Source organism: Streptomyces sp. NPDC085524 (assembly GCF_044541755.1).
Classification (GTDB): domain Bacteria; phylum Actinomycetota; class Actinomycetes; order Streptomycetales; family Streptomycetaceae; genus Streptomyces.
On the sequence record NZ_JBITTH010000028.1, the window covers coordinates 1 to 26,979 of the forward strand.

24 protein-coding genes are annotated in these 26,979 nt (G+C 71.4%); 8 read left to right on the forward strand and 16 right to left on the reverse strand.

Annotation, left to right across the window (positions count from 1 at the left end; translation table 11 throughout):
- The 8 genes from ACIGFK_RS33340 to ACIGFK_RS33375 all read left to right on the forward strand — a co-directional run.
- Nucleotides 1-1,142 (forward strand): ricin-type beta-trefoil lectin domain protein (locus ACIGFK_RS33340; protein WP_386473900.1); only part of this gene is annotated, 1,142 nt, incomplete at its 5' end.
- 800 nt (nt 1,143-1,942) lie between these two features.
- Nucleotides 1,943-3,190: an ATP-binding protein gene (locus ACIGFK_RS33345; RefSeq protein ID WP_376661503.1), complete on the forward strand. Its 1,248-nt coding sequence runs from the start codon at nt 1,943-1,945 to the stop codon at nt 3,188-3,190.
- Complete coding sequence (locus ACIGFK_RS33350) at nt 3,187-4,029, forward strand: roadblock/LC7 domain-containing protein (protein ID WP_400054795.1); 843 nt, start codon at nt 3,187-3,189, stop codon at nt 4,027-4,029. Before ACIGFK_RS33345 ends, ACIGFK_RS33350 begins: the two co-directional genes overlap by 4 nt.
- Nucleotides 4,022-4,417, forward strand: a complete 396-nt coding sequence (locus ACIGFK_RS33355; RefSeq protein WP_376661501.1) for a DUF742 domain-containing protein — start codon at nt 4,022-4,024, stop codon at nt 4,415-4,417. The genes ACIGFK_RS33350 and ACIGFK_RS33355 overlap by 8 nt, the downstream gene beginning before the upstream one ends.
- Before the next feature lie 4 nt (nt 4,418-4,421).
- Nucleotides 4,422-4,982 (forward strand): ATP/GTP-binding protein, encoded by a 561-nt coding sequence (locus tag ACIGFK_RS33360; protein WP_376661500.1) that lies wholly within the window; start codon nt 4,422-4,424, stop codon nt 4,980-4,982.
- Nucleotides 4,983-4,992: 10 nt separating this feature from the next.
- A complete protein-coding gene (locus ACIGFK_RS33365) occupies nt 4,993-6,369 on the forward strand; it encodes a cytochrome P450 (RefSeq protein WP_400054797.1) in 1,377 nt (458 codons plus the stop codon).
- A 104-nt stretch (nt 6,370-6,473) separates the two neighbouring features.
- Nucleotides 6,474-7,721 carry a cytochrome P450 gene (locus tag ACIGFK_RS33370; protein WP_376661498.1) on the forward strand — a complete coding sequence of 416 codons (1,248 nt, stop codon included), beginning with the start codon at nt 6,474-6,476 and terminating at the stop codon, nt 7,719-7,721.
- A complete protein-coding gene (locus ACIGFK_RS33375; RefSeq protein ID WP_386467266.1) occupies nt 7,718-8,503 on the forward strand; it encodes an enoyl-CoA hydratase/isomerase family protein in 786 nt (261 codons plus the stop codon). The genes ACIGFK_RS33370 and ACIGFK_RS33375 overlap by 4 nt, the downstream gene beginning before the upstream one ends.
- Before the next feature lie 512 nt (nt 8,504-9,015).
- On the opposite strand, the gene ACIGFK_RS33380 is transcribed toward ACIGFK_RS33375, so the two are convergent.
- The 16 genes from ACIGFK_RS33380 to ACIGFK_RS33455 form a co-directional block, all read right to left on the reverse strand.
- Nucleotides 9,016-9,885, reverse strand: coding sequence for a helix-turn-helix domain-containing protein (locus ACIGFK_RS33380; protein WP_400054800.1), 870 nt, complete (start codon nt 9,883-9,885; stop codon nt 9,016-9,018).
- 8 nt (nt 9,886-9,893) lie between these two features.
- Nucleotides 9,894-10,112, reverse strand: a complete 219-nt coding sequence (locus ACIGFK_RS33385) for an alpha/beta fold hydrolase (protein ID WP_376661504.1) — start codon at nt 10,110-10,112, stop codon at nt 9,894-9,896.
- 137 nt (nt 10,113-10,249) lie between these two features.
- Entirely contained in the window at nt 10,250-13,120 is a 2,871-nt protein-coding gene (locus tag ACIGFK_RS33390; protein ID WP_400054801.1) for an AAA family ATPase, read from the reverse strand.
- A 60-nt stretch (nt 13,121-13,180) separates the two neighbouring features.
- Entirely contained in the window at nt 13,181-13,795 is a 615-nt protein-coding gene (locus ACIGFK_RS33395) for an FMN reductase (protein ID WP_400054803.1), read from the reverse strand.
- Nucleotides 13,792-14,877: an LLM class flavin-dependent oxidoreductase gene (locus ACIGFK_RS33400; protein ID WP_400054804.1), complete on the reverse strand. Its 1,086-nt coding sequence runs from the start codon at nt 14,875-14,877 to the stop codon at nt 13,792-13,794. Before ACIGFK_RS33400 ends, ACIGFK_RS33395 begins: the two co-directional genes overlap by 4 nt.
- Before the next feature lie 104 nt (nt 14,878-14,981).
- A complete protein-coding gene (locus ACIGFK_RS33405; protein WP_376657883.1) occupies nt 14,982-15,818 on the reverse strand; it encodes an alpha/beta fold hydrolase in 837 nt (278 codons plus the stop codon).
- A 134-nt stretch (nt 15,819-15,952) separates the two neighbouring features.
- A complete protein-coding gene (locus ACIGFK_RS33410; protein WP_400054807.1) occupies nt 15,953-18,709 on the reverse strand; it encodes an AAA family ATPase in 2,757 nt (918 codons plus the stop codon).
- Nucleotides 18,706-19,593 carry a carbohydrate ABC transporter permease gene (locus tag ACIGFK_RS33415; protein ID WP_400054809.1) on the reverse strand — a complete coding sequence of 296 codons (888 nt, stop codon included), beginning with the start codon at nt 19,591-19,593 and terminating at the stop codon, nt 18,706-18,708. The genes ACIGFK_RS33410 and ACIGFK_RS33415 overlap by 4 nt, the downstream gene beginning before the upstream one ends.
- Nucleotides 19,590-20,555 (reverse strand): carbohydrate ABC transporter permease, encoded by a 966-nt coding sequence (locus tag ACIGFK_RS33420; protein WP_376657880.1) that lies wholly within the window; start codon nt 20,553-20,555, stop codon nt 19,590-19,592. The genes ACIGFK_RS33415 and ACIGFK_RS33420 overlap by 4 nt, the downstream gene beginning before the upstream one ends.
- Entirely contained in the window at nt 20,555-21,886 is a 1,332-nt protein-coding gene (locus tag ACIGFK_RS33425; RefSeq protein WP_376657879.1) for an ABC transporter substrate-binding protein, read from the reverse strand. Before ACIGFK_RS33425 ends, ACIGFK_RS33420 begins: the two co-directional genes overlap by 1 nt.
- Nucleotides 21,887-22,027: 141 nt before the next feature.
- Nucleotides 22,028-22,342 (reverse strand): GNAT family N-acetyltransferase, encoded by a 315-nt coding sequence (locus ACIGFK_RS33430; RefSeq protein WP_376657878.1) that lies wholly within the window; start codon nt 22,340-22,342, stop codon nt 22,028-22,030.
- Nucleotides 22,343-22,387: 45 nt separating this feature from the next.
- On the reverse strand, nt 22,388-23,125 hold the full coding sequence (locus ACIGFK_RS33435) for a GPR1/FUN34/YaaH family transporter (RefSeq protein ID WP_376657877.1): 738 nt from the start codon (nt 23,123-23,125) through the stop codon (nt 22,388-22,390).
- 14 nt (nt 23,126-23,139) lie between these two features.
- Nucleotides 23,140-25,038 (reverse strand): amidohydrolase, encoded by a 1,899-nt coding sequence (locus ACIGFK_RS33440; RefSeq protein ID WP_376657876.1) that lies wholly within the window; start codon nt 25,036-25,038, stop codon nt 23,140-23,142.
- Nucleotides 25,035-25,988 (reverse strand): alpha/beta hydrolase, encoded by a 954-nt coding sequence (locus ACIGFK_RS33445; RefSeq protein WP_386467248.1) that lies wholly within the window; start codon nt 25,986-25,988, stop codon nt 25,035-25,037. Before ACIGFK_RS33445 ends, ACIGFK_RS33440 begins: the two co-directional genes overlap by 4 nt.
- Before the next feature lie 46 nt (nt 25,989-26,034).
- On the reverse strand, nt 26,035-26,370 hold the full coding sequence (locus ACIGFK_RS33450; RefSeq protein ID WP_400054813.1) for an alpha/beta fold hydrolase: 336 nt from the start codon (nt 26,368-26,370) through the stop codon (nt 26,035-26,037).
- Nucleotides 26,370-26,948, reverse strand: a complete 579-nt coding sequence (locus ACIGFK_RS33455; RefSeq protein ID WP_376657873.1) for a Dps family protein — start codon at nt 26,946-26,948, stop codon at nt 26,370-26,372. Before ACIGFK_RS33455 ends, ACIGFK_RS33450 begins: the two co-directional genes overlap by 1 nt.
- Nucleotides 26,949-26,979 lie beyond the last annotated feature (31 nt).

The window sequence follows — 26,979 nt, forward strand, 5'->3', positions numbered from 1 at the left end:
GCACCACCGTCCCCTACCCCACCGTCACCGGCATCGCCTCCACCTTCACCCTCCAGGGCAACCTCAACACCCCCGCCGTCCAGTGGAAGCTGAACACCGGAACGGCAACCCAAACCCCCAGCGCGGGCGGCAACACGAACCCCGCCACCACCACGGGCGTCACCTACCCCGCTGCTGAGACCTTCGGCGGGCGCAGCACCTCGTACGCGTCGTTCAACGGCGCCCAGGCGACGATCACCGCGACCGGGTCCGCCATCGACACCCGCAAGAGCTTCACCATCAGCACCTGGGCCAAGGCCGGTCCCGGCGGCGGGCTGATCGCCAGCCAGGACAACACCCGCAACAGCGCCTTCACCCTCTACGCCGACGCTGCCACCCACTCGTGGCGGTTCGCCATGGCCGCCTCCGACTCCGACGGCTGGGCGTACGACTGGTCCGGCCAGGTCAATGACGCCGGGCGGTTCGTTCCGAACACCTGGACCCGCCTGACCGCCGTCTACAACGCCGACACGGGCCTGATGAGCCTCTACGTCAACGACGTCCTGAGCGCCAGCGGCAACCACACGGCCGCCGGCAGCCCGGCCCCGACCGGCCCGCTGGTCCTCGGCCGGTACAAGGTCAACGGACAGCCGGACTACTTCGGCACCTTCGTCGGCGGCGTCAGCAACTTCGCCGTCTACCCCTACGCGGCCGCCCCCACCGCCACCGGCGCCACGACCAAGATCTCGCTGTCCTCGATCGGCACCAAGTGCGCGGACCTGGCGTCCGACGGCAACAAGGTGCAGATCTGGGACTGCAACGAGATCAGCGGTGGCCTCGCCCAGAAGTTCGAGGTCCGCGCCGACGGCACCGTCCGCATCCAGGGCAAGTGCATGGACTCCAAGGACGCCGGTACCGGCAACGGCACCCTGATCCAGGCCGTCGACTGCCACAACCACCCGGCGCAGCAGTTCCTGCCCCGCGCCGACGGCAGCCTCTACAACCCGGTCTCGGGCCGCTGCCTGGACCTGAACCGCGCCGACACGACCAACGGGGTGCAGCTCCAGCTCTGGGACTGCAACCAGTCGGACGCACAGCGCTGGTCCCTCACCGCCCTGGCCACCGCCCCCCTGCCCGTCCCGAGCTACGACGCGGCAGCCTGATCCGCCCCGACAGCGCAGCACACTGGCGGCCGCCCCTCCCACCCGGGAGGGGCGGCCGCCGCCATTGGGGCGGGGCGTGGCACTCGCCGCACACCGACACATCGCGTAGCCCGCCCCGACGCCTGGACCGCGCCCTGACCGGCGACGATTCCGCTTCGGAGGCCGGATGGCCGGGGAGAACCCGGGGGGAATGCACATCCCGACCTCACAGGGATTCGAATGACCCGCCCGTGGACTTCGCCCCGGTATGCGAATATCCGCGAACCATGCGACCGAATTCAGGCCACCTGGCCCAATCCAACCTTGCTCGAACCCGCCCGGGCTGATATGGCCGAGCAACTCGCCCCAATTCACCGCAAGAACCCAACACGCGCCCGGCATCGCGGAACTGGGCGGCGCGGCCATGCCGCCACCTGCCGAGGAGGCCCGCCCAGGGTGCGGTTGACGGCTCTCGGATCGATGTGAGGAATTGCCGCTCCTCTCGTGAAGAACTGTTTGACGGATCAACGGAGAGAGGGGTGGCCGACGGCAGATGCGGAGCCGAAAGACCCCATGTCAACCTGCTGCCGCGACGGCCGGGTTGGGCGGATGCGGCGCCATCCCAGGCGTCCGAGGGTGCGAAGATCCGGTGATAGCATCCCGGCATCTGCGATCTTGATCTGCTTTCACGCAGATGCCGATTGTGATCGGCGTCACGTTCTCTGCATATCAGTAGGTGAACCGTGTCGATCAGCTGTGTTGCGGGGCCTCACGAGGTGTATCTGCAGCCGTCCGCACGCCATGCGCCGGGAAAGGTTTCCATGAATCGAGACGCACTTGTGTGGTGCTTGGTTGCGGTGGCGGCGATATCCGTTGCCGCGGTCGCGGCACTCGTCGCCCGCAACAGGGCGCTGGAGGCGAAGAAGGAGCACATCGAGGCCGAACTGAGGCACCAGCTCCTCACGGCAGACAGCCACCTGCACTCGTCACGCGCCGAGCTGCAGGCGTTCCGGAACGAGCAGGACGCCACGCTCCGCGAAGCCAAGGAAGCGGCGGAGGAGAACACCAAGTCCGTCCTCAAGGGCGCCGCCAGCCTCCTGCAGAGCCTCGCCGCCGAGCAGACGACGCTGCTCGACGGCATCCAGCGCAAGTACGGTGGACACGCCGTCCTCAGCGACCTGTTGGACGTCAACCACGCCAACGCCCAGATGGCGCGCAAGGCCCAGGGCATCGCCGTCATGTGCGGTGCGCCGCTCGGCCGGCGCAACCGGGCCGCCAGCGTCTACGACGTGGTGCGCAGCGCCCAGGGCCAGATCCGCAACTTCAACCGTGTCGCGATCATGCAGCAGACCGGTCTCGCCCTCAAGGCGTCCGCGGTCGCACCCGTCGCGCTCGCCGTGGCGGAGCTGCTCGACAACGCCGCCAGCTTCTCGCAGCACGACGCGCCGATCGAGGTCACGTTCCAGCGCGTCCAGAACAACCTGTGCATCGTCATCGACGACGCCGGCGTCAGCATGAACGACGAGGACCGGCAGCGGGCGACCGCACTGCTCTCCGGGGAAATCGCCCCCCGCCTGTCGCAGCTCGGTACGCAGCCCAAGTTCGGTTTTCCGGTCATCGGCCTGATCGCGCGTCAGCACGGCTTCAAGGTGGACGTCACCGGAGTCTCCCGGTACGGCGGCGTCAGGGCCGTCGTCCTCTTGCCCGAGGAGCTGTGGACCATGGAGGAGATACCGCCCGTCCAGGAGGCTCCGGTCAGCAGCATCCGGCGCGCCCCCGAGAGCCGGCCCCACAGTGCGCCCCGCAGTGCCCCCCAGAGCGCGCCCCAGAGCGCCCCGTCGCGCACGATGCACGGCCTGCCCAAGCGCGGCGCGCGCCAGGCTCCCATCGCCAGCGTCCCCGATCCCGGCCCGCGTCCCGACCCCCGTCCCGACACCACCTGGGCGGCGCCACGGAACCCGGAAGAGACGGGCCGCGCTTCCGGGCGCAGCCTGGGGGCCTTCCAGCGCGGCACGCTCTCCGGCCGCAACCTTGACGCCACCTCGTTCGAAGGGCCCGAAGACGCATGACCGCAGACCTGTCGTGGATGCTAGAGGACATCGTGCACAACGTGCCCCGCGCACGTCACGCCGTCCTGCTGTCCGCGGACGGCCTCCCTCGCGGTGCGACGGAAGGCCTGGCCGAGAACGATGTGCGCACCATCTCCGCCGCCATGGCCGGAATGCAGTCGCTCAGCCGGGCGACGGCCCACTTCGCCGGACCGGACAAGGACCGGCAGTGGAACCAGACCATCATCGAGTTCTCGCACGGCTGGAACTTCCTGATCGGGGCGGGGCAGGGCTCGTACCTCGCCGCCGCGGCCGCGCCCGACGTGGACATGCAGCAGATCTCCTTCCGCATGCACCGGCTCGTGGCCCGGCTGGGCAACAACCTCACCTCGCCGCCGCGCGTGGGCCACGAGGACGCCGGAGGCACGCGGGGGAACGCGCCCCGGCAGCAGAACCCCGGTGACGCGAAGTTCGTCCTCGGCGAGCTCGACCGGGTGGTGTCCGAGGTCAAGGGTGCCCGGCACGCGGTGCTGCTGGGATCGGACGGCCTTCCCCGCGGGGCGACCACCGGGATGAGCCGCGACCTTGCGGACACGATCTCCGCGGCCATGACGGGCATCCACGCCTACAGCCGGGTCACGTCCCAGTTCGCGGGGGTCGCCGAGGACACGGAATGGCGTCAGACGGTCATCGAGTTCGAGCACGGCTGGATCTTCCTCCTGGCCGCCGGCCCCGACGCCTTCCTGGCCGCCGCTGCCGAACAGGCCTGCGACATCGAGGAGTTCACCACGCGACTGCACTCGGTTGTTCCCAGACTGACCGCGGCGGCGACACCGGCGAAGGGGGCAGGACATGCCTGACGGGCCCGAACAGGACGAAGAGCTGGAACTGACGACTCCGTTAGTCCCCCTGTTCGTGATCACGAACGGGCGGGCGCTGCCCCCGGACCACGAGTACGAGCACACGACGCTCGTGACGGCGACGGGGGCGGAGAACGGACAGGTCACGGCGCGCACCCTGTCCCCGGAAGCGGGGCAGGTCATGGACCTGGTCGCGGACGGATTCCTGTCCGTGGCCGAGGTGGCGGGGCACACGCACCTGCCCCTGGGCGTCGTCCGCATCCTGCTGGCACAGCTGGAGGAGGACGGCCTCATCCTCACGAGGACACCGATACCGCGCGCCGAACGTGTCGACAGAGAACTGGTCAGCGCCGTGCTCGAAGGCCTGAAGAATCGATTCGGAGCGTAAACGCGTGTACCTGGATCCAGATGTCTCCCACGCGGTGAAGATCCTCATTGTGGGGCACTTCGGGGTCGGCAAGACCACCTGCATCGGCAGCCTCTCCGAGATCGAGCCCCTGCGGACCGAGGAAGAGATCACCGAGGCCAGCGTGGGCTTCGATGACCTGTCGGGCACGCCCGACAAGACGACCACCACCGTCGCCATGGACTTCGGCCGGCTGACCCTCAGCGACACCCTGGTGCTCTACCTCTTCGGTACGCCCGGCCAGGAGCGCTTCAAGGAGATGTGGGAGGAACTCTCCCGGGGCGCGCTGGGCGCGCTCGTCCTGGTCGACCCGGAGCGGCTGCACGAGTCCTTCCCCGTCCTGGACCTGGTCGAGCGCTTCGGCCTGACGTACGCCATCGCCGTGAACCACTTCGAGGGCACCACGCACTACCCGCTCGACGAGGTGCGCGAAGCGCTGAACCTCACCGACGACACCCCTGTCGTGGAGTGCGACGTACGGGACGAGAGCTCCTCGGCGCAGGCCCTCATCACCCTCGTGAAACACCTCATGTCCCAACTCGGCTAGGAGCGCAGGAATGCAACAGCCACTTGAACCCATGGAGATACCTCCCGGCTGCCCCGCGCACGGGAACGTCCAGATGTACGGTCCCTCGTTCGGAGCCGACCCCGACAGCCACTACGCGCAGCTGCGTCACTTCGGACCCAGTGCGCCCGTGGACATCGCCCCGGACGTCCAGGCCGAGCTCGTGACCAGCTACGACGCCGCCCTGTACGTCCTGCAGAACCCCGCCTCCTTCGTGCGCGACTCCCGCCGCTGGAACGCCCTGGGCGAAGGGCGCGTCCCGGCCGGCAGCCCGGCGCTTCCCATGCTGGGCTACCGCCCCAACGCCCTCTTCAGCGACGGTGCGGCGCACGCCCGGCTGCGCGGGGCGGTGACCGACGCTCTCGCGACCGTCAACGAGCACCAGCTCATCCGGCAGACGCAGCAGTCCGCCAACTACCTGATCAGCCAGTTCAGTACGGACATCCGCGGCCAGGCGGAGCTGATGGCCGAGTACGCCCAGCCGCTGCCCCTGCTGGTCTTCAGCGAACTGTTCGGCTGCCCGCCCGAGATCGGCGACCGCGTGATCGCCGGGATCAGCGGCATCTTCGACGGGACCCCCGGTGCCGACGAGGTGCTCGGCGGGGCGCTCACCGAGCTGATCGCCCTCAAGCGGCACCGTCCGAAGGACGACCTGACGACACGTCTGATGGAGCACCCGGCGCAGCTGAGCGACGAGGAGGTGCTGCACCAGCTGGTGACCCTGCTCTCCGGCGGCACCGCGCCGCTGGCCGCGGCCATCGGCACCAGCAGCGCCCTGTACCTCGGAGAGGACTGGCAGGTCGGCCTCCCGGTCGAGGACGCGGTCTCCCAGACCCTGTGGAACTATGCGCCGATCGCCAACTACGCGGCCCACTACCCGACGCACGACGTCGAGCTCGGCAACAGGGTGGTCCGCGCCAATGACCCGGTCCTCATCTCGTTCGCCGCGGCCAACACGGATCCGAAGCTGACCGAGCACCGCGAACAGCTCAGCGCCAAGGCGCACCTGGCCTTCGGAGCGGGCCCGCACGCCTGTCCCGCCAAGGACCCGGCTTTCATGATCACCGTGACCGCCGTGGAGGCGCTGCTCAACCAGCTCCTCGACGTGGAGATGCGCGTCCCGTTCAAGGCGCTCACCTGGGCGCCGAGCCCGTGGAGCCGCACGCTGGTCACGCTCCCGATCCGCTTCACCCCCAAGGCCGCCGCCCAGGCGTCCAAGCCGGCCGTGGCGAACACGGGCCAGACCTCGCAGCAGCAGGCGGCGGTCTCCTCGCCCGCCGCCGGCCCCTCGCGCAGGAGCACCGGAACCGCGCAGCAGTCCAAGGGCGGCCTGTTCAGCCGCTTCCTGGCCTGGACCAGGGGCGAGTGATCCCAGTGTGATTCTAGTAACCTCCTGCGTACTCAGTGGTAGTGGATGCTCTAACGATCATGTGGGTAGGCATGGCGGCTGGTTCTCAGAAAGGAGCCGCTGTCATGGGCGTTGCCACAACTCCGTCGTACGACCGCCGGGCGTCCGCCTCCCTCTTCTCCCGTCTGCGGACGGCAAGAGGGCAGGCCGACCCCTTCCCGATATACGCCGAGCTCCTCTCACGGGGTGAGGTGGTCCCCGCCCCCTGGGGCGGCTTCGCCGTGACGGGCTTCGCCGCCTGCGACCAGGTGCTGCGCAGCCGTCAATGGCTGGAGCCCGACAGGGAGTGGCGGGAGCGCCAGGGGCCCGGGACGCGCTGGAACGCGCCCTCCTCGCGCGAGATGAGCAACACGCTCGCCGCGCTCAACGCCCCGGACCACACCAGGGTGCGCCGGGCGGCGGGCACCTTCGACCGGTCCACCGTGGAGCGCATCGGCCACAACGTGGAACGGACCGCGGATCGGCTCCTCGACGCCTTCACCGAGCGAATACGCACCGGCGAGGCGGACTTCTCGGAGCTCGTCTGCGAGGAGCTGCCCGTCGCCACCATAGGTGACTGGCTCGGACTGCCGCAGGCCGACTGGCCCATGCTGCGCGAGTTGACTCACGATCAGGTCTTCACCCAGGAGCTGCTTCCGTCGGCCAGCCAGCTGGCCCTGTCGGACGCGGCCACCGCCGAACTCCGCGCCTATTTCATGGAGCTGGTGCGCGACCGGCGCTCCCACCCCGGGAACGACCCCGTCACCGGGTGGATCCGGGCGTGGGACGCGATCGAGCCCGACCGCGACAAGGCCGACGAGGCGGTCTACTTCCTGGTGCTGTTCGTCGTGCTGGCCGCCCTGGAGACCACCGCGACCCTCCTCTCGACGATGACGCTGCGGCTCGTCGAGAGCCCGGAGCGCTGGGACATGGTCGCCGACGACCCGGATCTCATACCCGGGTTCGTGGAAGAAACGCTTCGCTACGACCCGCCCACCCACGTGATCAGCAGGGTCGCCCCGCAGGACACGGTGCTGGGGGGCATCGAGATCCGCCGCGACGAGATGGTCCACCTCATGGTCGCGGCGGCGCACCGGGACCCTGCCAGGCACAGCGACCCGGACCGGTTCGACCCCGCACGCGTGCCCGGCCACCTCGCCTTCAGCGGCGGCATCCACTACTGCCTCGGCGCGCCGCTGGCCCGCCTCGAAGCCCAGACCCTGCTCCGCCGGCTGATCCGGCGCCTTCCCCGCCTCACCCTCGTACGCCCCCCGTCGATGGCGCCCCGTGTGGCGTTCCGGCGCCTCCTGAACCTGGACGTGGCAGTCGCATGACCGAACACACCCCCTCCCCCGTGCGCACCCGGACCGCGCCCAAGGCCATCCATGCCGTGCAGGACGGCCCCGTCCTGCACGTCCGCCTCAACCCCTGGGGGCAGGACGACACGCTGGACACCGCGGTCCTCGACGACTTGATCACCCTGCTCGACGACCTCCACGAGAGACCCGACGTCCGGATCCTGACGCTGTCGTCGCTGGGCACGGACTTCTGCCTGGGTGCCGATCGGGGCGAGTACCAGGAGGCATTGGCCGCCGATCCGTCCGGAGTGGGCCTGCGGCGCATCGCCGACAAGGCGCACCGCCTGTGCCAGGCCTTGGAGAACACCCACGCGGTCACCATCGCCCGGCTGCACGGGCGTGTCATAGGCGCGGGTCTTGCCCTGGCCTCCTTCTGCGATCTGCGCGCCGGTGCCGACAGCAGCCGCTTTCGCATGCCCGAGGTCGGCATCGGGCTACCGCCGGCGTGGGGCGGGGCAATGGGCCGCCTGGTCTCCGAGGCCGGCGCCTCCAGGATTCGCGAGCTCATGCTCACCTGCGACGTCTTCGACGCCGACACTGCCCACCGTATCGGTCTGCTTCACCGGACGGCCCCGCTCGACCAGCTGGACAAGGTGATCGACTCCTGGATCAGGCCCCTCGTCCGACGCTCGCCCGAAGCACTCGTCCTGACCAAACGGATGCTGGCCGGCTACGCACGGGCGGACAGGACGGCAGACGTCTCCCTGCTCGACTCCCATCTCCTGACAGCTGCTCTCCACCAGCACGCAAGGGGCTGACCCCTCCCGGGCGGATGCGGGCGCCCGGCCCGCCACGGGCCGCCGAGACAGGGGACGGCCGGGCACCTTGCCCGTTCGACGGGCACAGTGCACGCGGAGAGGTACCTGACCACTCGCGATCGGATCGGACACCTCGCACCGGACCCGGGCCTGGTCCGCCCCACGGCGTCCGGGTGGAAGCGTTCTCAGGCCTGACGGCGGACCTCTTCGACCAGCTCCGGGACGCCACTCGCTCCGCCCGATGGCACCCTCATGGGGACATTCGCACGGCACCGCGCTCCTCGCCGCTCCGACGGACCCGGTCCGCTGCTGTCGTCCCGTAGGGCCCCCGGTCAGGTCGTCGCCCGTACCGCGCCCTCGATCAGGTCGACGACCTGTGCGGGCTCGGACAGGAGGACGGCGTGGGAGGCGTCCGGGAGTCCGACGGCTACGGCTCCGGCACGTGCGGCGCCGAAGCGCTGGGCCTCGTGTGCGTGTGCGCATCCGTCCTGTCATGACAGCGCACAGGCGGCTCAGCGCCCTCGCTCGTCCTGGGCGCCGCCGGTCGCCGGTGCGAAGGCCGAGGCCGCCAGCGCCTGCCATTCGCTGGGGCTCATGCCGTAGGCCCCGCGGAACGTGCGGCTGAAGTGCGAGGGGCTGCTGAAGCCCCAGCGGTGGGCCACCGCGGCCACGGTGATTCTCCGGTGGGAGCGGCCCAGTTCGATCCGGCAGAACTCGAGCCTGCGCTGCCTCACCCATTGGCTCACCGTGCTGCAGTCGTTCTGGAAGAGCTTCTGCAGGTACCGGACGGAGATGTGGTGGGCGCGTGCGATCGACTCCGGTGAGAGGTCCGGATCCATCAGGTGTTCTTCGATGTAGGCGTGGATACGGGACAGCATTGCGTTGACGGCCCCGGACGCGTCGTCGGCCTCGTCCGTCGCGTCCTCTGAGAGGAGCTCCATGACCAGGACGGAGAGGAGGTGTACGGCCGTCCGGGCACTCCGGTCACCGATCGTGGACCGGCGGAGCTCCGCCTCGGCGGCGAGCGCGGTCAGGAAGTCGGACGCCAGCGCCCCGATCCCCTCCTTGCCGCGTACGGGCACGCCGAGCATCCGGTTCAGCTCCGGCTCCGTGACACCCAGATAGCAGCGGGGCACCCGGAAGAAGATCATCCGACAGTCTTCGCCGAACTGCAGCAGGTGCTGTCGGGCCGGGTCGCAGAAGACCAGGTCGTTCGGCTCCAACAGGCTCTCGGCGCGCTCGTGCACGACGGTGACGGGCCCACGGACGTGGACGGCGAGATAGACGTGGTTGCGGTCGTTCGTGTCCGGCATCTCGGAAAGCACCTGGACCAGCCACCCCGAGCGGGAGGAGGGCCCACGTGACATCAGTGTGAGCGGCATGGGGGTTCCTAGCCGTAGGTTCGTGCGGACAGATGGCCGAGATGGCCGACGAGTTCGAGTGCATCGCGGGAGAGCGGGGCGATGAGGTGGCCGTGATGCGGTTTGCCGGACTTCCCGTGGCCGCGCAGGTCGACGGCGACGGACCGGACGAGCCGCTCCGCGAGCTCGTCGACGAGCGCCTGGAGCTCGGGGCTGCCCGGGCGGGCTCGCTGGAGCCTTGCGGTCATGCGCTCTTCCTCTCTTGATCAACCGTTCCCCGCGGACTTCTGCATTCCGCGGTTCTTGATCAGTCTGAGGAAACGACCACGTCGGCACATCACATGAATCGTCCATTGCCACGACACCCGCGTGGGATGCGAAGCGACTACTCTCCGCTGTCGCGACGCTTGACCAGCCAGGGCAGCTCGGCGCGTGAGGTGACGTCCAGCTTGGTGAAGGCCCGGCGCAGGTGCGAGCTCACCGTGTGCGGTGAGAGGGAGAGGTGCTCGGCCGCCTGCTGGTTGGTCAGCCCCCGGGCCACGAGCCGTACCACCCGCAGCTCCGCGGCCGTCAACTCGGGCCATGCGTCGGAGAGTCCGGACGCCGAGGGCCGGCGGCGGACGCCGGCGGCACGCAGGCGCCGGCGGACGCGTGCGACGTCCCGTTCGGCGCCCGCTCGCACGTAGAGCGCGAGGGCCGTCTCGAAGTACGGCACCGCCTCGGACGTGCGGGTGGCCGCGAGTTTGCGTCCTGCGTCCTCCAGCGCCGATGCCCGGGCCAGCACCCGGGGGCAGTCCTCGTACAGCCGGACGGCGCGTACGAGGGAGGCCAGGTCGTTGTCGAGGAGCCCCCGGGCGTGCGCGGCGGTGGCGGCGAGGAACGTGAGCCCGGGGTTGAGGACGGCTCGCTTCTCCGCCAGGGCGACCGCCTGCGCGGCCGGTTCGTGCCGGCCCGCGCCCAGCGCCAGACGGACGAGCACCGGGGCGTCGGCGGGGTCGATCAGGCCGGCGTAGGCGGGCCGGGACTCGGCGGGTGACGTCATCACCTCGTCGAGTTCGGCCATGGCGCGGTCGGGCCGGCCTTCGAAGTCGGCCATCAGCGCCAGCATCCAGGTGCCGAAGTGCCGGACGACGGGTGCGCGGTCGCTCCGCATGCGCATCGCCTCCGCCGCGTACGCCCGTGCGGTCTGCCGGTCGCCGGTGTGGAGGGCGACGCGCAGCATCACGTACCGGAGCGTGACGTCGGCGAGGTTGCCCGGACCGGGATCGCCGGTCCCCGCGGACGCGGCTTCGGCGTCGGCGCGGGCGTCCGTCAGCCGTCCGGTTTCCAGATGGATGCGGGAGCGGGTCATGAGCCACATGCGCGTGGCGGCCGTCCTGCCCTGCTCCCTGGTGATCCGGATGCCCTCCTCCGCGACGGCGAGCGCCTCCGCGGTGCGTCCGGTGGTGTTCGACAGGAGGGCGTACCACAGGGCCTCCGGAACCCACAGCGAGGTGCTGACGCCCAGGGCGTCGGCCAGCGCGGCGGACCGCTCGGCCTGCCGGAACGCCTCGTCCAGGTCCATGCGGTGGAAACTGACCGCCGAGCGGACCGTGGTCAGCGTGGCCTCGGCAGTACGGTCCCCCGCTGCCGCCGCGGTCTCCCACGCCTGCGCGGCTATCTGCTCGGCCGCCGCGTGCTCGCCGGACATCGACAGGCCGATGGCGAGCATGGCGAGCAGTCGTCCCCGTGCGGTCGCGGATATCCCGGGCAGTTCCGCCCCGGCGCGGGCCTGCCGGACGGCCTCCGAGAAGTCGAACGGTACGGAGAGGCGTGCCAGGGCGAGGCGTATGAGCGCCTCGTCCTCTGATCCGAGGCCGCCGGCCGCCAGGGCGGAGGCTCCCAGCTCACGCGCCTGGGCGGCCCGGCCCGTCTGCCAGAGCAGCGGGATCGTTTCGGCGATGATCCGCGGCCGCTCCGGAGCGGCCGCGGTGGTGAGCTCCAGGGCCTTGAGGCTGCGCTCAGCGGCGGGTCCGGGAGCAGTGGCCGCGAGTTCCGCCGCTTCGGTGCGGAGCCGGTCGGCCTCCGCGGCGTCTCCCGGCCCCGCTACTCCCTCCGGTCCCTCGGATCCCTCCGACGGCCCGGGGCGGTCGACGGGGAAGGCCGCGTTCCCCGGCGGCAGTCCGGCGGTCTGCCCGCGAAGGGCCTGGCGCAGGGGCAGGGGCAGACCGGCTTCGACCGACTCGCGGATCAGGTCCTGACGGAAGGCGAGGCGGTCGCCGCTCTCGGCGAGCAGATCTGCGTCGAGGGATTCCTGGACCGCCGTGATGAGCGCCGCGGAGGACCTGCCGAGCAGTTCGGCGAGTCGTGCGACGGTGACCGGGCCGCCCAGGGCGGCCGCCGTCCGCACCAGCTCCCGGGCCTCGTCCGACAGCCGGTCGAGGCGGCGCACGACGGAGGGAAGCACCCGTGGGGCCGGCGGTCCGGCGGACAGCGCGGCCTTGCCGTTCACGATCGTCACCGCCCCGTCCTCCCGCAGTGAGCCGAGCAGCTCGACCAGCAGCTGTGGCACGCCCTCGGCACGGCGTGCAACGCGCAGGACGTCCGGATCGGGGGCGGCGCCCAGGACGTCCTCGCTGATCTGCGCGGTCGCCCGGTCCCCCAGCTCTCCCAGCGCCAGCTCGTGTGCGCCTGCCTGCCGGATCCTGTCCAGAGTGGTGCGCACACCCGAAGGCACGATGCCGCCGCGCACGGCGACCAGCCAGAGGATGGCGTGCGAAGAGAGTCCGGCCGCGAGGGTGTGGAAGGTGAGGAGGGTGAGGTCGTCGCACCACTGGAGGTCGTCGAGGACGACGAGCAGGGGGCCCTTTCGCGCGGACTCCCGCAAGCGGTCCCCCAGTTCCTGGAGCAGCCAGAACCGCTGGCCGGGTGTCGTGGCGAGGTCCCGGAGACGGACGACGCCCGACCGCGGCTGCCCCATGCCGGCGAGCACGCCGTCGAGGAGCGGGCCGAGCGGCACGAACTGTCCGTCCGGGTCCGCCGCTCCCTCGAACACCCTGGTCCCGCGCCCCCTCGCGGCGGCCGCGGCCTCCGCGAGGATCCTGGACCTGCCGATGCCGGCGGGGCCCCCGACACGGACGATCCCGCCTTCACCCCGGTCGAGCGCGTCCAGCCGCGCCTCGACGAACGCCAGTTCGGCGTCCCTGCCGCGCAGCGGCGTCCGTACACCGTCGAATGCCTCGGGCACGGTCGTTGTCGTCACTCGGTTCACGCTCATACGGCGGAACAGTATGAACCATGTACACCACCCCGCCGTCGCCCGGCCCACGGGCTCGCCTCAGTCGAAGCGCAGGTCGGCGAGTTGCCGTTCGAGGACCGTGACCTCGTCCTCGGGCTCTTCACCGGCCGGGCGCGCCGCCATGAGCGCGGCGAGCTCGGTGCCCGCCCGGCGGACGCGGCGGGGCAGGCCGTCGGTGTACTCGTCTCCCCCCGAGCCCCAGTCCTCGGAGGCCGCGAACACGGCGGTGGGGACGACGACGGTGCGGAGATAGGCGAAGAGCGGGCGCACGGCGTGCTCGAGGGCCAGGGAGTGGCGGGCGGTACCGCCCGTCGCCGCGATCAGGACCGGCTTCCCGGAAAGGGCGTCCGGATCGATCACGTCGAAGAAGGACTTGAAGAGACCGCTGTAGGAGGCCGTGAACACGGGGGTCACGACGATCAGGCCGTCGGCCGCCGTCACCGCGTCGATCGCGGCGCTCAGTCGCGGCGGCGGGAATCCGGTCACGAGGTGGTGGGCGATGTCGCCGGCCAGTTCGCGCAGCTCCACGACCTCGGTCGACGGTGCCCGCCCCCGGGCGGCGAGTTCGTCGCGGGCCGATTCGGCCAGCCGGTCCGCGAGCAGGCGGGTGGAGGAGGGGGTGCTCAGCCCCGCGGAGACGACGGTCAGCTTCATGCGGCGGACACCTCCCGGACGGCTCGGAGGGACGGGTGCGCGGGGGCCTCCGGCACGTCGGCCGGACGTCCCTTGGCGAATTCCCTCCGCAGGACGGGCACGACCTCTTCGCCGAGGAGGTCGAGCTGCTCCAGTACGGTCTTCAGGGGCAGGCCCGCGTGGTCCATCAGGAACAGCTGGCGCTGGTAGTCGCCGACGGTCTCCCGGAACGAAAGGGTCCGGTCGATGACCTGCTGGGGAGAGCCCACGGTCAGCGGGGTCTGCTCGGTGAAGTCCTCGAGCGACGGGCCGTGGCCGTACACGGGAGCGTTGTCGAAGTAGGGACGGAACTCCCGTACCGCGTCCTGGGAGTTCTTGCGCATGAAGACCTGTCCGCCCAGGCCGACGATCGCGTCCTCCGGCCGGCCGTGGCCGTGGTGCGCGAACCGGCGCCGGTAGAGCTGCACCATGCGCCGGGTGTGGTCGGCCGGCCAGAAGATGTTGTTGTGGAAGAAGCCGTCGCCGTAGAAGGCGGCCTGCTCCGCGATCTCGGGGGACCTGATGGATCCGTGCCAGACGAAGGGCGGGACGCCGTCCAGGGGCCGCGGTGTCGAGGTGAAGGCCTGGAGCGGGGTACGGAACGTGCCTTCCCAGTCCACGACGTCCTCGCGCCACAGCCGGCGCAGCAGCGCGTAGTTCTCCTTGGCGAGGTTGATGCCCTGGCGGATGTCCTGTCCGAACCACGGGTAGACCGGACCGGTGTTGCCGCGCCCCAGCATGAGGTCGACCCGGCCGTCGGCCAGGTGCTGGAGCATCGCGTAGTCCTCGGCGATCTTCACCGGGTCGTTCGTGGTGATCAGCGTCGTGGACGTGGACAGGATCAGCCTCTCGGTGCGGGCTGCGATGTAGCCGAGCATGGTCGTCGGCGACGAGGGCACGAAGGGCGGGTTGTGGTGCTCGCCGGTCGCGAAGACGTCCAGGCCGACCTCCTCGGCCTTGAGCGCGATGGCGACCATCGCCTTGATGCGCTCGCGTTCGGTCGGCGTGCGGCCGGTGGTGGGGTCGGGGGTCACGTCCCCGACGGTGAAGATGCCGAACTGCATGGGGTGTCTGCTCTCCTGGGCTCGTCCGGTTCCCGCGCGGGGGAACCGGGGCCGGGGTGACGCCGGGGGCTCCGGCGTCACCCCGGCGGGTCAACGGTGCGGGGTCACTTCGCCAGGAAGGCGAGGAGGGCGGTGTTGACCTCCTCGGCGTGGGTCCACAGCAGACCGTGCGGGGCGCCCTCGATCTCGACGTAGTCGGCCGACGGGAGCGCCTTGCGGAAGGGGCGCGCGGTGCCCTCGGCCGGCAGGATGCGGTCGGCGGTGCCGTGCAGGATCAGGGCCGGCACGTCGACGGCGGGGATGTCGGAGCGGAAGTCGGTGTACCAGGTCGACGGTGCGGCGGACGCGGCGAAGGAGCCGCCGCGGGCGGCGGTGTTCCAGCTGTTGCGGACGGCCTCCTCGCTGATGCGGGTGCCCAGGTTCTCGTCGAGGTTGTAGAAGTCGTTGAAGAAGGCGGTGTAGTAGGCGTAGCGGTCGGCCCTGACGGCGGCGACGACGCCGTCGAAGAACTCCTTCGGGGCGACGCCGTCCGGGTTGTCGTCGCTCTTGAGCAGGCAGGGCTCCAGGGAGGCCAGGAAGGCGACCTTGGCGACCCGGCCGGAGCCGTACGTGGACACGTACCGGGCGACCTCGCCGGTGCCCATGGAGAAGCCGACCAGGACGGCGTCGTTCAGGTCGAGGGTCTCCATCACGGTGTTCAGGTCGGCCGCGAAGGTGTCGTAGTCGTATCCGGTGGCCGGCTGCGAGGAGCGTCCGAAGCCGCGGCGGTCGTACGTGATCACGCGGTAGCCGGCGTCGAGCAGCGCGGCGCTCTGGCGCTCCCAGGAGTGGCCGTCGAGGGGGAAGCCGTGGATGAGGACGACGGGCTGCCCGGCTCCCTGGTCCTCGAAGTACAGCTCGACGGGGTTGGTGTTCTCCTGGCCCACGGTGATGAACGGCATGGGGTTGCTTCCTCGATTCGGGGTGGCTGGTCCGCGCGTCGGAGCGGCGCGGTACGCCCGTCACGCTAGGAGCGGTCCCGCACCTGCTGTTGCCGTCCCGCGCACCACCCCTTGCACGGGGGCGCAGAGCCCGCTCAGTCGCCGGTGGCCGCCCCGGCGTCGTCCTCCGCGAGGACCATCCGGGCCAGATGGACCCTCGAGCGCACCGAGAGCTTGCGGAAGATCGACGCCAGGTGGGTGCTGACCGTGTGCGGGGAGACGACGAGGGCCTGCGCGGCCGACCGGTTGGTGTGGCCCGCGGCGATCAGCCGGGCCACCTTGCGTTCCGAGGCCGTGAGCGCGTCCCAGCCCTGGCCGGGGCGCGGCTGGAGGCCTCCGGTGCGCCGGCCGGAGCGGGTCGTGGCCCGTTCCGGTTCGGCTCGGACCCGGTCGGCCTCGGCGTCGGCCCCCGCCTGGGCGTAGAGGTCGTGCGCCCTGGTCAAGGCGGGTGTCGCGGCGGAGTCGCCTGCCGTGAGGAGAGCGCGCCCGAGGTCGGCGGATGCAGCGGCGAGCGGCAGCGGCCGGGGGCCGGAGGCGAGGATGCGGACCGATCGCTCCAGGAGTTCGCGGTCGGCGTTCACCAGGCCGGCCGCATGGGCGGCCGTCCCCCGGGCGGTCGGCACGGTGGGGTTGCGGGCCGCGTGTTCGGCCGCCTGGGCCGCGAGGTCCTCGGCGAGGTTCCGGTCCCCGCCGCGCAGGGCGATCCGCACGGCCTGGACGACGTGGGGGCGCAGGAGCCGCCACCGGAGGAAGGGGTGGTCCCGCTGGACGGACCGGACCAGTTCCGCCGCTGCCGCGTGGTCGCCGTCGGCGTCCGCGACGACGGCCTCGAAGTACTGGTGGGTGGCGCGGTTGCCGGTGTTCGGCCGGTCGGCCACCGTCGCCCTCACGACGTCCAGGTGGTCCCGCGCGGCTTCGCGGTCGCCGCGCAGCATCGCGAGCAGACCGCGGTTGACGCGGATGTTGACCAGGTTGCCGGGCACGTGGAGGTCGGCTTCGAGCCGCTCGGCGGTGACGAAGTCGGCATCCGCGTCGTCGAGCCGGCCGAGCCCCATGTTCAGGGTCCCCTGGGCCCAGATCAGCATCGCGGGGCGCAGGGGAGGTTCGCCCGCCGTACGGAGCAGTCGCCGTACGGTCTCGAAGTCGTCCGTGTGGATCCGTGCGACGGCCTCCTCCGGCAGGAAGGCCGTGTCGAACACGCTGAGCACCGAGTGGTGTTCGACGGCGGCGGCGCAGTCGCCCGCGTTGAGGGCGATCTCGCCGAGGCCCCACAGCGCGAGGACGCGGGCCTCCCGGTCACCGGCCCGCTCCGCCTCGACGAGCGCCCGTTCGCCGGTCTCGCGAGCGGCCCCGAGGTCGCTCCCGCGGGACCGGGCCAGGGCCAGCCGGGCGGTCAGCCGGGCACGGATCGCCGGGTCGGTGACGGCTGCCAGCGCCGCGGTCAGGCGGCGGGTCAGCTCGTGGACGTCGTCGAGGTGCCACAGCGTGTCGCCGAGTACGGACTGCAGACGGGCGAAGACGTCCAGGGGCGGCTGCCGGGCGAGCAGCGCGTCGCCGGCGTCCCGTGCCTGCGTGTAGCGGCCCGCGCGGGTCAGCGCGACGATGGCCCGTTCTCCCACGTCGTACGCCATCGGCGCACGGGGCGGTACGAGTTCCAGGGCGCGTACGGCCAGGTCCGCGGCGAGGTCGGGCATCACGGCGATCACGTCCGTGGCGGCCGTGCCGAGCAGTCCGATCGCCTCCATGTCGCCGGGTTCGGCGCTCTTCAGCAGATGCGGGACCGCGTCGGCGGAGCTCCGGCCCGCCGCGACGAGCCGGCTCGCGGCCTCCCGGTGCAGCGCCCGGCGTACGGAGGGGGCGAGGTCGGCGTACACCGCCTGGCGGAGCAGGTCGTGGCGGAACAGGAGGCGTTCGCCGTCGTCGTGGAGGAGGGCGGCGCCGATCGCCTCGTCCACTTCGGCGCTGAGTCCGGAGGCGGGCCGGCCGCACAGGGCGGCGGCGTCCGCGAGCGAGAACGCGCGGCCGAGGACCGAGCCGATCCGCAGGAAGTGGAGGGTGTCCGGCCGGAGGTCGGCCAGCCGGTCGCGCACGCCGAGGACCAGCCGCTCCGGCGGCTGCGTCCCGTCCGCGCCCGACGCCGCGATGCCCGCGAGCATCTCGGTCGCGAGGAAGGGGTTGCCGCCGGCCCCGCCGAGGAGCTCCGCGACCTGCTCCGGCACGTCCCCTCCGAGGACGTCGCGTGCCAGCTCGGTCAGGGCCGTGTCGGGCAGCGGCCGCAGAGGAAGGGTCGTCGCACGCGGCCCCTGCCCGCACAGTTCCGGGTCCTCCCTGCCCGTGAGCAGCCAGAGGACCGGGGAGCTGAGCAGCCGTGCGGGCATGGTGCTCAGGGCGAACCGGCTCAGCGGGTCGGCCCATTGGACGTCGTCGACCGCGATCAGTACGGGCGTGCCCGCCGAGCGCTCCTCGATCAGCTGGGCCAGCCGTTCGATGAGCCAGATGCGCTGGTCGTGGTGGCCGGCGAGGTCCGCGAAGTCCGTGCCGGCCAGCAGCGGCGGGTCACCGTGCAGGAGGCCCGAGGCCAGTGAGGCGAGCGGTGCCAGCTCGTGCAGTTCCTCGGCGCGCCCATGGCTGATCACGAACCCGTGGGCCCGTGCGATCGAGAGGGTCTCCTGCAGCAGTACCGTCTTCCCGATGCCGGGCTCGCCCAGGAGCAGCGCGATCGCTCCGCCCTCGCCGTCGCGGACCGCTTCGACCAGGGCGCGCAGTTGCTCCAGCTCGGCTTCGCGGCCCCGCAGCCCGGGTCGGCTCAGCCCCGTCGCCACGCCTCGTAGCCCGCGTCGGCCGGGGCTCATCCCTTGACCGATCCGGCGAGCAGCCCCCGTGCGAAGTGCCGCCGGAGGGAGAGGAAGACGAGCAGCGGGACGGAGGCCGCCACGAAGGCTCCTGCGGTGAGCCGCTGCCACTCGTTGCCGTACGTCCCGGCCAGGCTCGCCAGTCTGACCGTCATCGGCGCGGTCGCCGCCGTCCCGCCGGACAGTGTCAGGGCCACGAGGAGGTCGTTCCACACCCAGATGAACTGGATGATGGCGAAGGAGGCCAGGGCAGGGCGGGTCAGCGGCAGCACGATCCGGAGCAGCACCGTCCCGTGCGACGCGCCGTCGACGCGGGCGGCCTCGATCAGGTCCCGGGGCAGCCCTGCCAGGAAGTTGTGCAGGAGGAACACCGCGAACGGCAGCGCGAAGACGGTGTGGGCGAACCAGACCTGGCCGAACCGGGCGGGACCGGTGAGGTGCCACGCCGGCAGGAACAGCCAGCCCTGGGAGAACAGCTTCAGGAGGGGGACGAGCGCCATCTGGAGCGGCACGACCTGGAGCGCGAAGATGCCGACGACGAGCGCGTCGCGCCCCCTGAAGTCGATCCAGGCCAGGGCGTACGCCGCGAAGAACGCCAGGACGAGCGGGAACAGCACCGAGGGAAGGGTGATGACGACGGAGTTGACGAAGTACTCCGCGAGCCGCCCCGACCCGTTCCCGCCGCCGGACAGCACCTCGCCGTAGTTGTCGAGCGTGAGGTGCGGCGTACCGAACACGGTCCACCAGCCCGTCGTCTTGATCTCCTCCTCGGGGCGGAACGAGGAGAGCAGCAGACCGAGGGTCGGTGTCGTCCAGAGGACCGCGATCAGCACGGCGATCGACGTGAAGGCGCGGGAGGCCAGACGCTCCCGGACGCCGTTCACCCCGCCCTCCTCTGCGCCCGCACCTGGTGGGCGACGAAGGGGGTGACGAGGAGGAAGAGGAGCACGGCGAGCGCCGCGCCGCGGCCCGTCTCGCCGTAGCGGAAGGCCTGGTCGTACATCTCGTGGGCGATGACGCCCGTGTCGAACTGTCCGCCGGTCATGGTCTTGACGATGTCGAAGGCCTTGAAGGTGCCGATCGCCTGGGCGAGGACCACGACGAGCAGCGTGGGCCTGATCGACGGCAGGGTGATCCGCCGGAAGATCTGCCGGGGCGACGCGCCGTCGAGCAGGGCGGCCTCGGTCAGCTCCGGGGGTACGGCCCTGATCGCGCCGGCCAGCAGGACGGCCGCGAAGCCCGCCTGTGTCCACACCATCGCCACGATGAGGAACAGGACGTTCCAGGGGGAGTCGACGAGCCATTGCCTCGGTTCGCCGCCGAACGCGACGACGAGTTGGTTCAGCAGCCCGATCTGCCCCGCTTCCGAGGGGCGGTAGGCGTAGACGAACTTCCAGACGACGCCCGCGCCGACGAAGGAGATCGCCATGGGCATCAGCACGAGGGACAGTGCGAACGCTCTGAACCGCGACCGTACGACGGCCGCCGCGTAGAGCAGGCCGACCGAGGTCGCCAGCAGCGGCACGAGCACCACCCACGCCAGGGTGTTGCGCAGCGCCACCAGCGCCCGGGGGTCGGTGAACATCCACACGTAGTTGTCGAACCCGGCCCACGCGTCTCCCCCGCCGTCGGTGAACGACAGGAGCAGGGTGCGCAGACCGGGCAGGAGAAGACCGGCCGTGAGCAGCAGCAGCGCGGGGGCCAGCAGGATCAGGGCCGCGGCCCTCCTCCGTACCGGCTCCCGGTGCAGCGCGATCAGGACCAGGGCGACCACTGCCGCGAAGGCGGCGACGCCCTGGAGCAGGTACAGCAGTTTGGGCTGCTGGGCGACGGCGTCGAACGACATCAGCGGCTCGGCCAGGACCGTTCGACGGAGTCGGCGAACTGTCGGGTGCTCGCGCCCCCGATCCAGTCGACGGCACCCTTCCAGAACGTCCCGGCGCCGACCGACGCCGGCATCAGGTCCGAACCGTCGAACCTGAACTGCGTCCTGGGGTCCTGGAGCAGCTGGATCGAGAGCCTGTCGACCGGGGTCGCGGCGTTGGCCGGATCCACGCCCTTGTTCGCCGAGACGAACGGGCCCTTCTTCATGCGCGCGTTCGCGAAGTCCGCGGAGGCCAGATATTCCTGGAACGCGCGCACTTCGGGACGGTCGGCGAACGCCGCGGTGAACACTCCACCGCCCAGTACGGGGCGGGCGGCCGGGTCGTCCCCCGGGAGGAGGAAGGCGTAGACGTCCTCGTCCGGTCCGATCCCGGTGCCCTTGGGCCACATGTCCGCATAGAAGGAGGCCTGACGGTGCATCGCGCAGTCGCCGGAGAGAATCGGTGTGCCGGCCTCCTGGAAGGAGATCGAGGCCATCGACCGGGCCGGACCGAAACCGCCGTTGGCGTACCGGTCGTTCTTGAGGACGGACCCCACGGTGTCCATGGCCTCGATCACACGCGGGTCGTCGAACGGGATCTCGTGGGCGACCCACTGGTCGTAGACGTCCGTGCCCTGCCGGCGCAGCAGGACGTCCTCGATCCAGTCCGTCACGGGCCAGCCGGTCGCCTCGGCGGATTCGAGGCCCGCGCACCACGGCTTGACGCCCGATGCCGCGACCTTCTCCGTCACGGCCATCAGCTCGGACCACGTGCGGGGAACGCTCAGCCCCCTGGCGCGGAAGAACTTCGGGGAGTACCAGACGAACGACTTGACGTTCGCGACCAGCGGCGTGCCGTAGAGGGTGCCGTTCACGGTCGCATAGCCGTTCCAGTCGGCCGACCAGCCCTGCTTCGCGAGGGCCACGACCCCGTCACTCGCGGGCTTGAGCTTCCCCGCCCGCGCGAAGCGTTCCAGGAGCCCGGGTTGGGGGAAGAATGCCACATCGGGCGCATTCCCGCCGTCGACCCGGAGCTGGATCCGGGCCTCGAACTCCCCGTCCCCTTCGTACTGGACGTCGATTCCCGTGCAGCCTGCGAAGTCCGCCCAGGTCTCTTCGAACAGGTCGGCCTCCCGGTCCCGGTTCTCCGCGTAGACGGTGACCTTGGTGCCGGGGTGCTTGCCGTACTGGGCGTACCGGCCGCAGTCCGCAGTGGTGTGCGGCCGCGAACCACTGCCCTGCGGGGTGCCGCAGGCGGTGGCGGTGACGGCGAGGGTGATGACCGCGAGAGCGAGCCTCGCGCCGAACCTCATGGGTGCAACTCCTCCGATCGCCCGCCGAAGGGTTCTCGGGGGCGACTCGAAGCTACCAGCGCTCGAACAGCATCGACTAATCGTTCGATCTCGAACGATCGGATCAGCGGGCGACGGCCCGGGCCGCGTCCTGGTGGTGTGTCAGAGGCCGAACCGGGCGCGCCCCGCCTCGGGCACCAGGTCGGTGTACTCGGGGTGCTCGCCGATCCAGCCCCGGATGAAGGGGCAGTACGGCAGGACGCGCAGCCCGCGCACCCGGGCGTCGTCGAGCGCGCCCCGGGCGAGGAGACCGCCCAGGCCCCGGCCGGCGAACCGGCTGTCGATCTCGGTGTGGATGAAGGCGATCTCGCCCTCCGAGAGGTGGTACTCGGCGAAGCCCGCGGTCTCGGTTCCGTCGTCGCCGGCGAGGATCTCGTACCGGGACTTCTGGGGCCGGTCCGTCACCTGCGGTTCCATGGGTGCTCCTGTGCGGTCGTGGGGTGACGCGGTGGGTGGGTGTGGTCAGAGCGTACGGCGTACGCCCGCCTGGCGTTCCAGGTTGCGGAGCTGGACGGCCAGGTCGCCTTCCACCGCGAGGTGGGCGGGGCCGCTGCGGCCGATGGGCAGCACCTGCTCGCTGCGCATGTCCTCCAGCATCAGGGCGAACGCCGTGTACGTCGCGACCAGCGCGACCACAAGGCCGAGCGCGCCGGACGTGCGCGTGAGCCATTCGGCTCCGGTGACGCCTCCGAGGCCGGTGGCCGCCCAGCGGGGAAGGGAGACCGCGAGGACGAGCCACAGCGCGCGCTTGGGCCGGGTCACGGCGGTCATCAGGGCCCCGAAGCACAGGAGCGCCAGGTTGAACACGCCGAGGACCTGGAGGCCGTCGGCCGCGCCGCTGAGCATGACGAGCGAGTAGGGCAGCCAGCTGCCGGCGAACACCGCCATCAGCGTCGCCGCGATCACGTCACGGGCACCGAAGGCCAGGATGCTCACCAGGAGTTGGAGGACGAAGGCCGGCAGCACGGTGAAGGCGACGGCGGCGCGGGCCGCCTCGTCGAAGATCCCGAGCTGGAGGCAGCCCGTCATCACGGAGGCGATGGCTATCGTGAAGAAGCCGAGCGGCATGGGTGAGGCGATGGGGTGCAGGTTGATCCGCGTCATCGACCGGAGGTCCGGCTCGAAGCGGCGTCCCTGCAGCGCGGCCGGGTCTTCTTCGCCGCCGTCGGCGGCGGATGGGGCGGGGGAGGCTGTGCTCATCGTGCGGTCTCTATTCAGTGTTCGAAGCAGGGGTCGACGAAGGACGGCGCCGTCTCGGGCACGGCTCCGCGGGCGACGCGCCACCGGCGGTGCTGCTCGGACTCGGCGACGGCCTCGGCCACGGCCGACGCCTGGAGGGCACCGCTCCGGTAGCCGCTCTGGTAGCCGCCGAAGCGGGCCACCGGACTCCACTCGGGGGTCACCGGCGGGATGGCCTCGTCGAGTCCCTCGTACTCGGCGGTCGCGTGGACGATGCGGCCGCCGACGACGGTGAGGACGGATTCGATGCCGGGGATGACGTCCTCGGGCACGGTGAGGTAGTCGTCGGACAGGATCGCGAGGTCGCCGTAGCAGCCCTCGCGCAGGGTTCCCTTGACGTCCTGCTCGCCGGTGAGCTGCGCTCCGCCCCGGGTGTAGAGGCCGAGGGCGGTCTCCCGGTCGATCAGGTTGCCGGCCGGGTAGAGGGCCGTGCCGCCGACGGTGCGCCCGGTGACCAGCCAGTGGAGCGCGACCCACGGGTTGTACGAGGAGACGCGGGTGGCGTCGGTTCCTGCGGCGACGGTCAGGCCCCGGTCCAGCATGGCCCGGACCGGCGGGGTGTGGGCCGCGGCCCCGGCACCGTAGCGGTCGAGGAAGGCGGCGCCCTGGAAGGACATGCGGTTCTGGACGGAGAGGGCGCCGCCGAGGGCCGCGATCCGGTCGAGGCTGTCGGCCGAGACCGTCTCGGCGTGGTCGAAGAGCCAGCGGTTGCCGCCGGGGAAGAGCCCTTCCGCCGCGAGCTTCTCGAAGACGGCCAGATCGCGGCGGATCGTCTCGTCGTAGGTCGCGTGGAGCCGGAAGCCCCAGCCGTTCTCCAGGAGCAGCCGGACGGCGCTCTCGAATTCGGTCTCGTAGCCGGCGGCGAGCTCGGGCCGGGGCTCGGAGAAGTTCTCGAAGTCGGCGGCGGCCCAGGTCAGGTTCTCTCCCGCGCCGTTGAGCCTGAGCCACTCGTCCCCCTCCCCGGGCTTGACCATTTCGGTCCAACGCTTGAGGTCGGCGAGCTCCTGGCCGGCCGTCTGCGGGAAGAGGTGGTACGCGATCCGGAGGGTCAGCTCCCCCGACCGGGCGAGGTCGACGACCGTGGCGTAGTTGTCGGGGAAGTTCTGGAAGCCGCCGGCGGCGTCGACTGCGGACGTCAGTCCGAAGCGGTTCAGCTCGCGCAGGAAGTGGCGCGTGGACGTCCGTTTGTCGGCCTCGTCGAGGGCCGGCGCCTTGGCCAGGGTCGAGTACAGGATGAGGGCGCTCGGCGCCGCGAGGAGCACGCCGTTGGGCTCGCCGTCGCGGCCGCGGACGATCTGCCCGCCGCGCGGGTCGGGTGTTTCCCGGGTGAAACCGGCCGCCTGAACAGCGGCGCGGTTCATCAGGGCCGACTGGTAGAGGTGCAGCACGAACACCGGGGTGTCGGGGGCGGCGGCGTTCAGCTCCGCGACCGTCGGCATCCTGCGCTCGGCGAACTGTTCGGCGGTCCAGCCGCCCACGACGCGGATCCACTGCCCCTTGGGGGTGCGGCCGGCCTGCTCGCGCAGCATGGCCAGGGCGTGGCGCAGACTGCGCACCCCGTCCCAGCGCAGCTCCAGGACGTAGTTCAGGCCGCCCCGGATGACGTGCAGGTGCGAGTCGTTGAGACCGGGGATCACCCGGCGGCCGAGAGCGTCGACGACCTTGGTGCCCGGCCCGACGAGGTGGGCGAGGTCGTGGTCGTCGCCGAGGGCCGCGACCCGGCCGTCGCGGATCGCGACGGCGCGGGCCTCGGGCCGTCCGGGGTCACCGGTGAAGACCTTGGCGTTGCGGACGAGGAGGTCTGCGTGCTCGTGCTCCCGACGCGGGGCGGGGACGAGGCCCGCCACCGGCATGCTCGTCGACGGCCCGGTCATGCGAGGGCCTTGCGGAGGGTGTCGGTGGCGAGGCCGATGGCGAGTTCCGCGCCCTGCGTCTCGCGCAGTGCGTTCAGCATGACGAAGTCGTGGACGACGCCTTGGACGCGCAGGGCGGTGACGGGGACACCGGCGGCGCGGAGCTTGGCCGCGTAGGCCTCGCCCTCGTCGCGCAGGACATCGGCCTCGGCGGTGATGACCAGGGCGGGCGGCAGGCCGGTGAGCTGCTCGGTGGAGGCGCGCAGCGGGGAGGCGGTGATCAGGGCACGCTCGGCCTCGTCGGTCGTGTACTGGTCCCAGAACCACTTCATGGCGTCGCGGCGCAGGAAGTAGCCCTCCGCGAAGAGGCGGTACGAGTCGGTGGCGAAGGCGGCGTCGGTGACCGGGTAGAAGAGCACCTGGTGGGCGATGCGGACGTCGCCGCGCTGCTTGGCCATGAGGGTGAGGGCGGCGCTCATGTTGCCGCCGACCGAGTCGCCCGCGACGGCGATGCGCGTGCCGTCGAGGTCCTTGTGGTGACCCTCGCGGGCGACCCACTGGGCGACGCTGTAGTTCTGCTCGATGGCGACGGGGTAGCGGGCCTCGGGCGAGAGGTCGTACTCGGGAAACACGACGGCCGCGCCGGTGCCGACGGCGAGTTCGCGGACGAGCCGGTCGTGGGTGTGGGCGTTGCCGAAGACCCAGCCGGCGCCGTGGATGTAGAGGACGACGGGCAGCGGACCGGTGGCGCCGCGGGGTCGGACGATCCTGGCGCGGACGTCGCCGGTGGGGCCGCCGTGGACGGTGATCCACTCCTCGTCGACCGCGGGCAGGGGAACACCCTCGCCGCTCTGGACACCGTCCACGGCCTTGCGGCCGTCCGCGACGGGGATCTGGTAGAGGAACGGCGGCTGGGCGGTGGCCTCGGCAAAGGCCTGCGCGGCGGGTTCGAGGACCGGACGGTTCTTCATGAGGGGTGCTCCTTCGAGGATGTACGGGAGGGGGCGGATCGTGGGCTCAGCGGGTCGCCCGGGCGGCGTCGAGGATCACGTCGGCGACGACGGCCGGGCGGGAGACCGCCACGGCGTGCGACGCGTCCGCTTCGGTGATGCGCGAGCCGGCGCGCCGGGCCATCCACCGTTCGGCGGCCGGCGGGATGTTCCTGTCGGCGGTGGCGATCAGCGCCCAGGACGGGATCGTCTTCCAGGCCGCTTCACCGGCCTTCTCCTCCAGCACGGCGGTGGCGACCGGGCGCTGGGTCACGGCCATGACGACCGCGTCGACGGCGGGCACGTCGGCGACGACCTCGCAGGCCGGTCCGCCGCCGACCACGACGACGTCGAACGCATCCATCAGCCGTGCACCAGAGGGGTGTCCACGAGGTGCTCGGCCAGGAACCACACCTGCGCCTCTCCGGTACGGACGACGTCGGAGACGAGCAGGTCGGCGCTGCCCTCGTCGCCCTCCCCGGAGAGCCGGGCGGCGGCGTCCCGGGCGTCGATCAGGATCCGCTCGTGCGCGTCGAGGAGCCGCGACAGCATGACGGGCACCGGCTCGACTCCGTCCGGCGGACGGGGGATCGACGTCAGCTCCGCGACGTGGCGCGGGTCCCCGACGGCGACGCCGCCGAGGCTCTGGACCCTCTCGGCCAGCGCGTCCACGATGGCCAGCTGGGCCTCCGCGTGCTTGTCCAGCATCAGGTGGAGCGAGTAGAAGGTCGCCCCTCGCATGAGCCAGTGGTGCTTCTTGTAGAGGGAGTGGAGGATCTGCGTGTCGGCGAGAACGCGGTTCAGCCGCTGGCAGGCGTACATGCGGGTGTCGTGGCCGAGGCCGATCGGCAGCTGCTTGAGCGTGCCGAACGCCTGGGTCTCGGCGCCCTTCTGGTGCAGCAGCGGCTGGCCGCCGCCGTGCGGGGTCGTGAGGGTGTCCATCGGGTGCTCCTGTTCGGGAGGGGTGGGAAGG